The organism is Acidovorax sp. GW835-FHT14G06 (assembly GCF_058793595.1).
The window spans coordinates 1-10133 of the sequence record NZ_JBXAGA010000036.1 but is presented as its reverse complement, the minus strand read 5'-3'; the positions used below and the strand labels follow the sequence as shown (position 1 = coordinate 10133).

The 10133-nt window shown below is 61.3% G+C and carries 8 protein-coding genes and 2 pseudogenes; 9 read left to right on the top strand and 1 reads right to left on the bottom strand.

The features are described 5' to 3' along the window. Nucleotides 1-80: 80 nt before the first annotated feature. Nucleotides 81-689: pseudogene (locus AC1Q64_RS25450) on the top strand (IS3 family transposase); the annotation flags it as partial. Between the two features lie 496 nt (nt 690-1185). Here the strand turns inward: AC1Q64_RS25450 and AC1Q64_RS25445 are convergent. Continuing rightward, entirely contained in the window at nt 1186-1989 is an 804-nt protein-coding gene (locus AC1Q64_RS25445; RefSeq protein WP_197953184.1) for a DeoR/GlpR family DNA-binding transcription regulator, read from the bottom strand. A 116-nt stretch (nt 1990-2105) separates the two neighbouring features. On the opposite strand from AC1Q64_RS25445, the gene AC1Q64_RS25440 reads away from it, so the two are divergent. From AC1Q64_RS25440 to AC1Q64_RS25405, 8 genes and pseudogenes are all read left to right on the top strand, one after another. After that, a complete protein-coding gene (locus tag AC1Q64_RS25440; protein WP_051723375.1) occupies nt 2106-2819 on the top strand; it encodes an HAD family hydrolase in 714 nt (237 codons plus the stop codon). Continuing rightward, nucleotides 2812-3954 carry an ABC transporter ATP-binding protein gene (locus tag AC1Q64_RS25435; protein WP_029309264.1) on the top strand — a complete coding sequence of 381 codons (1143 nt, stop codon included), beginning with the start codon at nt 2812-2814 and terminating at the stop codon, nt 3952-3954. Before AC1Q64_RS25440 ends, AC1Q64_RS25435 begins: the two co-directional genes overlap by 8 nt. Nucleotides 3955-3963: 9 nt before the next feature. Continuing rightward, a complete protein-coding gene (locus AC1Q64_RS25430) occupies nt 3964-4836 on the top strand; it encodes a carbohydrate ABC transporter permease (protein ID WP_029309265.1) in 873 nt (290 codons plus the stop codon). Continuing rightward, nucleotides 4833-5666, top strand: a complete 834-nt coding sequence (locus AC1Q64_RS25425; RefSeq protein WP_165091848.1) for a carbohydrate ABC transporter permease — start codon at nt 4833-4835, stop codon at nt 5664-5666. The genes AC1Q64_RS25430 and AC1Q64_RS25425 overlap by 4 nt, the downstream gene beginning before the upstream one ends. 18 nt (nt 5667-5684) lie before the next feature. Then, complete coding sequence (locus AC1Q64_RS25420) at nt 5685-6947, top strand: ABC transporter substrate-binding protein (RefSeq protein ID WP_492253148.1); 1263 nt, start codon at nt 5685-5687, stop codon at nt 6945-6947. 15 nt (nt 6948-6962) lie between these two features. Further along, complete coding sequence (locus AC1Q64_RS25415; protein ID WP_492253147.1) at nt 6963-7754, top strand: phosphodiesterase; 792 nt, start codon at nt 6963-6965, stop codon at nt 7752-7754. Between the two features lie 700 nt (nt 7755-8454). Next, complete coding sequence (locus AC1Q64_RS25410) at nt 8455-9183, top strand: class I SAM-dependent methyltransferase (RefSeq protein ID WP_031942805.1); 729 nt, start codon at nt 8455-8457, stop codon at nt 9181-9183. A 514-nt stretch (nt 9184-9697) separates the two neighbouring features. Continuing rightward, a pseudogene (locus AC1Q64_RS25405) lies at nt 9698-9979 on the top strand (IS21 family transposase); the annotation flags it as partial. Between the last annotated feature and the right edge of the window lie 154 nt (nt 9980-10133).

Here is a 10133-nt window from a genome sequence, read left to right as displayed (position 1 = left end):
ATCTACCAACACCACCTCCGCGCCAGTGCTAGCTTTTCGTACCGTCACTTATTGCACTGAAAACGAGGAGACCCCACCTAAGACTGCTCGGTTTGCTCAAACAGGCATGTCTGGAAAGGGGGGGCGTCTATGGCCACCGCAAGCTGACGCTGGACATGCGTGACCTCGGTGAGCGGTGCGGCAAACACCGAGTGGCACGCCTGCCCAAGGGCGATGGTCGCCGGCCAGGCATGCGAGGTGGCAATCCAGCAGCGGTCGCGCCTAATTACCTTCAACGTCAGTTCACGGTGGCCGAGCCCAACAGGTCCTCGGTCACCGACATCACGTACATCCGAACACATGAAGGTTGGCTTTAATTGGCAGTCGTGGTCGACCAGTTCTCCCGGCAGGCGGTGGGCTGGTCGATGGGCAGCCTTATGAATAATAGTCTGGTGCTCGATGCAGTGTTGATGGCGCTCTGGCGTCGCCAACCGCAGGCGCCAGTCATTGTTCATTCCGATCAGGGCTGCCGTTTTACTGGCAACGAGTGGCAGGCGTTCATGCGCGACCACAACTTGGTCAGCAGCATGAGTCGTTGTGGCAACGGTCACAACAACGCTGTGGCCGAGAGCTTCTTCCAACTGCTCAAACGCGAGCGCATCCGCCGTCGTAACAATTCGACCCGAAGCGACGCGCGTGCTGATGTCTTCATGTTGCCGCCGAGACCGAAGTGAGCCACTGCGCCGACCGTCGACTGCGCCATTAATGAAGCCCCAGCGTCCAATATGCGAACGATCGGAGAGGCGCTCGTCTGGCCACGGGATCGCCGGCATTCGAGCAAAAGCGGCTCACATCTGCGGCGTCGCCTACACTCCAGAGGGCCTCGTCGACGTCTTTGCAAAGCAGCGCGAATGTTGGCACCCAACCTCGAAAAAATGTACGCCCGCTTCCGTTCTTCGCCCGTCAATGGAATCATGTACGGAAACCTTGCAACCAAGGTTCGCAGTTGAGACGGTTCACCCCATGCGGTGGAGATCGGTCGGTTTATGGTTCATGAATCGAAAGTTTTTCGTTCTGGCAATCAAATTTGCCGTAGGTGTTGTCACGTTAGTCAACCCTTTGTCGTTCCGGCCTTGTACTAATCTTGTGCAACGCCCTGCCGGCGTTAAGTTTTGATCGTCGTCACGCCTTATCGACGACGTGGCCTCAGTGGCCATTTTCTTCGGCATGCGCGATCAGGACTTCCACCCCAGCCTGCTCCAGCGAGCGCCGCACTTCATCGCTGATGCCGTCGTCGGTGAAAACGCGTGCGACCTTGTCGAGATGCGTGATCCTGAAGATTGCTTGCGCCTTGAACTTGGAGGAGTCGACGAGGACATTGACGGACTGGGCCGCGTCCACGAAGGCTCGATTCATCGCTGACTCCTCGGGCGTCAGCATGCCGATGCCCCCGGTCGCGGAGATCCCGTGGACGCCCAGGAAGGCCGCTCTGACCGTGATGTCCTCGAATGCACCTGTTTCGAGGCGGCCCACACTCGTCATCTTCTGAAAGTCCACGGTGCCCTGCAGGAGATGGACAGTGGCGTTTCTGCTCTTGGCCAGCTCCATGGCGACGGTCAGTCCGTTGGTGACGACATGAAGGTGGTGATGACCTCGCAGAGCTTCCGCGAGGTGCCTGCACGTGGTACCGCCGTTGATGAGGATGCAGTCGCCGTCCGACACTGATTGCGCGGCCAGCTCCGCGATGGCTCGTTTCTCGCGGTAGTTTTCCCTCTCGCGCTCCGCGTAGCTAACACTCTCGTACCGCGCCCAACCCTCTGCATACACCTCATTGCCGGGAATCGCGCCCCCTCGCGTGCGGGCCAGCACGCCACGCTCCTGCAATTCGATGAGGTCACGGCGGACAGTGATCGGCGATGTCTGAAAACGCTCCGCCAGCACGCTGACTTCGACGACGCCGCCCCCTTGCAAAAGGGCGACGATTTCTTTCTGGCGAGCTGCTTTGAGCATCTGTTTTCTTGCATTTCAGGACGGTTGACGCGCCACGCGCGCACGGGATCGATGCGGAAACTGTACCGCCCGTATTTGTCATGAGTTTGACTCATCATGTTCGTAGCATTCAGGACATGAACACTAACGATCAAATACGAACAGTCGTCTTTGATGTCGATGGAACCCTTTTCGACACCTTGCCCACCCTCGCAGCCGCGGCCAATGAGGTGCTTGTGCTCGCCGGATTGCAGGCCGTCGAGCCGCAGCATCTTCGTCCTGCCTTGAGCCAGGGCATCACCGCCCTCTTCCAGAGCGCGCTCCGGCTTCAGGCCGCGTCTGTGCCGCTCGCGTTGGGGTCGCGACTCGAAGATGCCTTCGCGCACCGCTACGCATCGCACTGGCTGCACAAAACTGTGGCATACGACGGCGCTCTCGATCTGCTGTCGATGCTTCGTTCGCAGCGCATCGCACTGGGCATTTGCACGAACCGCGATCAAGGCTCCACACGCACGCTTCTGGACAAGGCAGCGCTGACCGGCTTCTTCGACGCGATCGTGGGCCTGGGCGACACCGAGCATCCCAAGCCGGACGCCGCGCCGTTGCACCTCGCACTGACCCAGTTGGGCGGGACGCCGCGGACAGCGCTGTTCGTCGGGGACTCCGGCATTGACGCAGCGTGTGCCCAGGCGGCTGGCGTACGGCTGGCGGCCCATCTCGGCGGCTACGCCGCGGCGCCCGACGACTTGCGCCCGTGCACCGTGGCGTTTTCGGGCTACGCAGAGTTTCACAGCTGGATGGCCGCCCGGACATCGACTCAGTCAACGGCGGAGACGAACGACCATGTCTGACATCCAGATTTCCGGCCTGACCAAACGCTTCGGCAACGCTGCCGTTCTTCAGGAACTCGACCTGACAGTGCGCGACGGCGAATTCCTCACCCTGCTGGGCGCGTCCGGTTGCGGCAAGTCCACCTTGCTGAAGCTGATCGCCGGCCTGGACACGCCCGACACCGGCACGATCCGCATGGGAGACCGCGACCTGCTCGCCCTGTCACCCAGCGCACGGGACTGCGCGATGGTGTTCCAGTCCTATGCGCTGTACCCGCACATGACCGTGCGCGAGAACATCTCGATGCCGCTGGTGATGCGCGGCCTGGGGTTCTGGGGTCGCCTGCCGGGGGCACGCCTGGTATCCCCCGGGGTGCGCCGCCGGCTCGCCGACATCCATGCCAGCGCACATGAAGTGGCCCGGCGACTCGCCATCGACGGGTTACTCGATCGTAAGCCGGCGCACCTGTCGGGCGGCCAGCGCCAACGCGTCGCCCTGGCGCGCGCGATGGTTCGCCACCCCTCCGTGTTCCTGTTCGACGAGCCCCTTTCTAATCTGGACGCCAACCTTCGCCATGCGCTGCGTGCCGAGATCCGGCAGCTTCACGACCAGTTGGGCGTGACGTTCATCTACGTCACGCACGATCAGCACGAAGCCATGTCCATGTCGGACCGTGTGGCGGTCATGCGCGAAGGCCGCATCCTTCAGGTGGCGCCACCCGAAGATCTGTACATGCGGCCACAAAGCCTCGAGGTGGCTCGATTCGTCGGCGCACCGCGGATCAACGTCGTGCCGGGCGACATCCTCGCCAATGGCGAGATCCATTGCCTGGCGCAACGCATCGCAGATACCGCGGGGAACGGCGGGCCCTGCCGTGTCGCCTTCCGGCCGCAGGCTGTCACCTTGGCAAAGGCGCCGGGCCTCACCGTGCGCGGCGTGGTTGGCCATGTGGAATACGCGGGTGCCGAATTGATGGCCACGCTGACCCTGCCGAGCCAGGGGGAAGCCTGCATCGTCTGCCTCCCGGCTGGCACGGCAGCGCACGCAGGGGCCGAGTTCGAGGTCACGGTCCCGTGGGAAGCCCTGCATGTCTTCGACGCCGGCGGCCAGCGCATGTCGATCGGTCGATGCGACACCCTGAAGCGAGTGGCCTGAAAGCCGAGCATGCGCGCCCATCCTCTTTCCACCGTTTCGCTTCTCGCGCCCGCGGGCCTTCTTGCGACGCTTCTGCTGTTCATACCCGTCCTTGCCGTATTTCTGATGTCGCTGACCGATTGGCAGTTCGGCGCCACCACCCTGAACTGGGTCGGCCTGCAGAACTACGCCGAACTCTGGTCGGACGCGGTGTTCCGCAAGTCTGTGGCCAACACCCTTGTCTACCTCGTCCTGGTCACCGGGGGATCGATCACGCTGGGCCTGAGCCTCGCCTTGTTGATCGAATCCGATCGATCGGGACGCGGCTTCTACCGCACAGCCTTTTTCATGCCGGCCGCATCGACGCTGATCGCAATGGCGGTCGTGTGGGAATTCCTGCTGCATCCGAGCGCCGGGCTCGTCAATCACCTGCTCCAGCAGGTCGGCGTCGCACCCCAGAACTGGCTCAACGACCGCCACCTCGCGCTGTACTCGGTCGCCGCGATCGGCATCTGGCAGATGTCGGGGCTTGCCCTGGTGTTCTTCCTGGCCGGGCTGCAAGGAATCCCCCGCGACGTGCGAGATGCGGCGGAACTCGACGGCATCGATCGCCCCTTCGATCGATTCCGCTTCGTCACCTGGCCGTTGCTGGGCCCTACCACCTTGTTCGTCATCACTGTCTGCGCCATCCGCGCCCTGCAGGTCTTCGACACCGTCCATGTGCTCACCAAGGGCGGGCCGAACAAGGCCACCGAAGTGCTGCTGCACACCATCTATGCGGAGGGGTTCAGCTTCTTCCGCATGGGTTACGCCAGCGCCATGACGGTGGTCTTCATCGCCGGCATCTTCCTCTTGACCCAGATCCAGCACGCCGCGCTGGAGCGCAGGACGCACTACGCATGAAACCTCCTTCCCCTTCCTTTCGGATTCTTCGCCACGTGGTGCTGATGGCCGTGGCCCTGGTCTTCCTGATGCCGTTCATCTGGATGGTGCTGACCTCGCTCAAGCCTGCCGACGAAATCTTCGGCAGCGAGATTCATCTTTTTCCGACGCGCTTCGCTGCAGTGGAGAACTACACCCTCGCGCTAACCAAGGTCCCCTTGCTGCGCTACCTGTGGAATGGCGTGCTCGTCTGCGCGGGCATCCTGGTGCTGCAGATCCTGGTGGCACTGCCTGCCGCCTACGCCTTTGCCAAGCTGTCGTTCCGTGGCAAGCCGTGGGCTTGGCGCTTGGTGATGCTGGCGCTCATGGTGCCATACCAAGCCACGGCCATCCCCCTCTACGTAATGCTGTATCACGCCGGTCTGCTCGACTCGATGGCCGCGCTCATCCTGCCTTTCAGCGTGTCCGCGTTCGGCATCTTCCTGATGCGGCAGTTCTTTCGCACCGTGCCCGACGACCTGATCCACGCCGCGCGGCTCGACGGCATGGGTGAGTTGGAGATCGTCTGGCGCGTGATGCTGCCCACGGCCATGCCTGCCTTGCTGGCGTTCTCGATCTTCTCGGTGGTCTGGCATTGGAACGACTACTTCTGGCCACTGCTGGTCATCAATTCACCCCATCTGGCGACGCCGCCGTTGGGAACCATGTTCTTCCGCAATGAGGAAGCAGGCAGCGCGTTCGGTCCGCTGATGGCCGGCACGGTGCTGATCACGGCGCCGCTGGTGCTGTTGTTCGTCGTCGCGCAAAAGCGCTTCATCGAAGGTGTGACGCTCACCGGCGTCAAAGGTTAAACCGCAAGGAATCAAGCAATGAAACAACTGTTTAAGAAAACCGCCGCACTGGCCGTGTTAATGACCACCGGCCTGGCACAGGCTCAGCAACCGACTGAGATCGTGATCGACTACGCGTACGCTGATCTCTTCAAAGAGGTCCATGAATCAATCGCAAAAGACTTCATGGCGAAGTTCCCCCAGTACAAGGTCACGTTCCGTGCGCCCACGTCTGACTACGAGGTCGCGGCACAACAGGTTCTGCGCCAGGCCGTCACGGGCCAGCTCCCCGATGTGTCTTATCAGGGCCTCAATCGTCAGCGCGTGTTTGCCGACCGTGGGCTCGCTGTCGACCTGACGCCCTTCATCAAGGCGGAGAAGGGCTGGGCGGGGATGGGTTACGACCAAGCGTTGCTTTCACTGGGGCAAGTCAAGGGTCAGCAGGTCGGCATCGGCTTCGCGCTGTCTACACCCGTCATCTACTACAACGCCGACCTGATGCGCAAGGCGGGCGTGGAGCCCGATCGCTTTCCCATGAACTGGGATGCCATCATGAACGCGGCCAAAAAGTCGAAGGCGGCAACGCCCGGCACCGAGAGCCTTCACGTCGAGTGGGACATCACGGGCAACTGGATGTGGCAGGCGCTGGTCTTCAGCAACGGCGGCACCATGTTGACCGCCGACGAGAAGAAGGTGGCCTTCGACGGCCCCGCAGGCAAGGCCGCCATGCTGACCCTCGAGCAGCTCGTCAAGCAGGGTGAGATGCGCAACATCTCCTATTCGGCCGCCTTGCAGGACTTCGTGAGCGGCAAGCTCGCGGTACTGGCGACAACCACTGCGCGCCTGGGCAGCATCACGAAGCAGGTGGGAGGCAAGTTCGAGATTCGTACCGCCCGCATGCCCGTTGCCAAGGACGGCCGACTGCCGGCCGGCGGCAATGCAGCGATGATGTTTTCCAAGGATCCTGCCAAGCAGGCCGCTGCTTGGGAATACATCAAGTTCGCCACCGGCCCGCTGGGCGCGACGACCATGGTCAAGGCAACCGGCTACTTCCCGGCCAACACGTTGCCAGCGACCGACCCGAACCTGCTTGCGCCCTTCTACAAGGCAAACCCCAATCATCTGACCGCCATCGCGCAGATGCCGGTACTCACCGGCTGGTACGCGTTTCCGGGTGACAACGGCTTGAAGATTACCGACGTAATCAAGGATCACCTCCAGACCGTGGTTTCGCAAGAGGTGCAACCCGCCGTTGCCCTTAGCGAGATGAGCAAGGCCGTCCAGGCATTGCTGCCGCGCTGAGTGCAAGGCACGACCATGCACAAGTTCATCCACATCACGGACATTCATCTTGTCGAGCAGGGTCGCGCCCTCTACGGCCATGACCCCGGCAAACGGTTCGAGCGCTGCATCGACAGCGTGATCGCCGAGCACGCGGACGCAGCGTCTTGCGTGATCACGGGCGACCTCGCACATGTCGGGCACCCGGACGCCTACCGCCAGCTGTCGGAGCAATGCGCGCGGTTGCCAATGCCGGTTCATCTGATTCTCGGCAACCACGACAGCCGGACCAACTTCCGCGAGCGCTTCCCACAGGTGCCGGTGGACAGCAATGGGTTCGTCCAGTACGAGCAGGCCATCGGGAGGTTCAGGGGTCTGTTTCTGGATACCAACGAACCGGGAACGCATTGCGGCGTCTTCTGCGAGCAACGGGCAAACTGGCTTTCCCAGCGCTTGGCGGAGGATGATTCACCGGTGCTCCTGTTCATGCATCATCCGGCATTCCACCTTGGCATCCCGGTCATGGATCGAATCGGATTGGTCGACAACGAATGGTTGCTGACAGCACTGAAGGGCCACGCGCATCGCATCAAGCACCTGTTCTTCGGCCACATCCACCGGCCCATCTCGGGCACCTGGCGCGGCATCCCCTTCTCGACTTTGCGCGGTACCAACCATCAGGTGGCACTGCACCTTGGGGAATCCGAAGACATCCCGGGAAGCTTCGAGCCACCACAGTACGCCGTCGTCCTGCTCGACGACGATTCGGTGATCGTGCACCTGCATGACTTTCTCGATCGCAGCGAGAGATTCTGGCTAGGCGCGTAGGCGCGGATGCAGAGGCGGCCCTTGGTCCAGTGCCGTGAAGTCGATCCTGCCGACTCTGCAGGCGATTCAAGCCTCAATCAAGGGCCGAAGCGGGCCCTAAGAAATCGTAGTGCACCTGCCGGACGGGCACGCCCAGCGTGCGCCGCGAGCGCTGCGCACGCTGCACGAAAGGCTTCGACCCGAGGAAATAGCTGTCGGTGCCGCACCCCCGTTGGCTCACTCTCCAGTCGGCGCCAACAACTCGACCTACGAATTAAGAGTCTTCGCTACCTCGATTTCTAAAGAATCTCAAAAAGTTGGAAAAATCCAGCATCCATGCGAGTTTGCGGTTGATTGAGGCTACTGAACTGTTCTCGCAGGTTCCCCTTTTATGTGAAGTATTCGCGGCATGATTACACGGGCTTTACACGTGAGCCGCGGGCGAAACCTGCTGCTGGCCTAATGGCACTCTCCGAGCAGAATCGAAGCGCTTTACCTTGCGAAAGCGGTGCTAACGTGCTTTTGTGTTCCAGATCTGTGAGGGCCATGACTCCAAACGGCCAACTGCGGGTCTTCGAAATTTGAAACTGGTTGATTGCTACCTGGGTCAAATAAGTCTCCCTGTTGTTCCCATTTCATTGCAGCGACAAATGCGACGGCAGGGCTTGACCTGCAGATTCAGGCCACTTCGAAATGCCTGTCTGAGATTGACTGGATTGACATGACACTCTTTCGGAACGTTGCAGTTTTAGCTGGGGTTTTGGGATCGCTGCTTGGTGCCGGCAGCTTTCCGGCGCAAGCGCAAGAGCTAGCGTACGTCGCTGGAGTGCCCAGCGCCGACGGCATCGGCAAACGCTACCTGGGTCGCGAGATCGCACAGGTCATGGGGTGGCAAGGAGCGCCATGGCTCGAACGCCAGGAACGGGAGAAGGAAGAACGTACCGACCTTCTCCTGGATGCGCTGGAGTTGAAGCCAGGCATGGTGGTTGCCGACATCGGCGCTGGTACCGGCTACCTGTCCCGTCGCATGGCGCGCCTGGTCGCCCCTTCCGGCAGAGTCCTGGCGGTCGATGTGCAACCCGAGATGGTCGCGCTTTTGCGCCAGGCTGCGGAAGCCGAAGGCATGCGCAATATCACGCCTTCATTGGGTACTGAAAACGATGCCCGTCTGGCGCCGGGGTCCGTCGACCTGGCGATCATGGTCGACGTGTATCACGAGCTGTCTGCTCCGTATGAGATGCTCAGGAGTGTGGTGCAGTCGCTCGCGCCCGGCGGGCGGGTCGTTTTCGTGGAGTACAAGGCGGAAGATCCCGCAGTACAGATCAAGCAGCTGCACAAGATGACGGAAAGGCAGATCCGCCGGGAAGCGGAAATCCTGCCGTTGCAGTGGGTGCGTACAGACGCGAGGCTGCCGTGGCAGCACGTCGTCATTTTCCGAAAGAAATCCTGAACTGCAGAGCTTTGGCGAGTGCAAGCTTCTTGGCCTTGGCGGGTAATCTTCAGTTCGTCGGATCGAGCACCAAACGCGCATTTAGGTCGTCGACGAGCCAAATGACGGCGGATCCAGGCGGATCCAATGCTTGATTAAACGCCGCCATCGTCAAGACGAAACCTGCCGGCTTGATGTCATCGACGTTCAGAGAAACCTAGATGCTGCGCACAAAGGCGCTTTGCGCCATGTGCGTACGGCAGCCGCCGCTCGCCACTTGAGGATCTATGCGGTACCCCTGTCGTCATCCTGATTGCCGACTTTCAGCAGTCAGTTTATGGGGCCAAATACATCGCCGCCGTCGAGGTTTGCAAGTGCCGGCACGGTCGCCTGACCTATCAATGTCGCGGATGCATGCTTTCAGCTTTGGTACAAACGAGTAGCGCGGCGGCCTAAAACTTCTGCCATCAGTCTGAAGCTGCCTTTAAGTCGACTTGTCTGCGTCTTCGTGGGGCGGCCTGAAGCAGCGGGGCTTACCGCCGTCGACAAGGTCCACAAGGGCAAGGGCCGCACTGTCAACGCGCGCTTCTCGGTGATGTGCGCGCACTACCTGTACGACCCTGACTTCTGCAACGTCGCGGCGGGCTGGGAGAAGGGGCGCGTGGAGAAGAACGTGCAGTACAGCCGTCGGCGCATCTGGATCGAGGCGGCCCGACATCGCTTCAGTTCCTTTGTCGAACTCAATGCCTGGCTGAGTGAGCGCTGCCGCGCCCTGTGGAACGAGATCCGCCATCCCGAACACAGCCAATTCAACGTGGGCACGCGCTGGTTCCGTCATCGTGGTGGCATGCCACTGTTCATATCCAAGCCTGGCCACGGAGGCTTGCGGCTGAGCGGGGTCTCCTCGTTTTCAGTGCAATAAGTGACGGTACGCAAAGCTAGCACTGGCGCGGGGGTGGTCTGGGTAGACC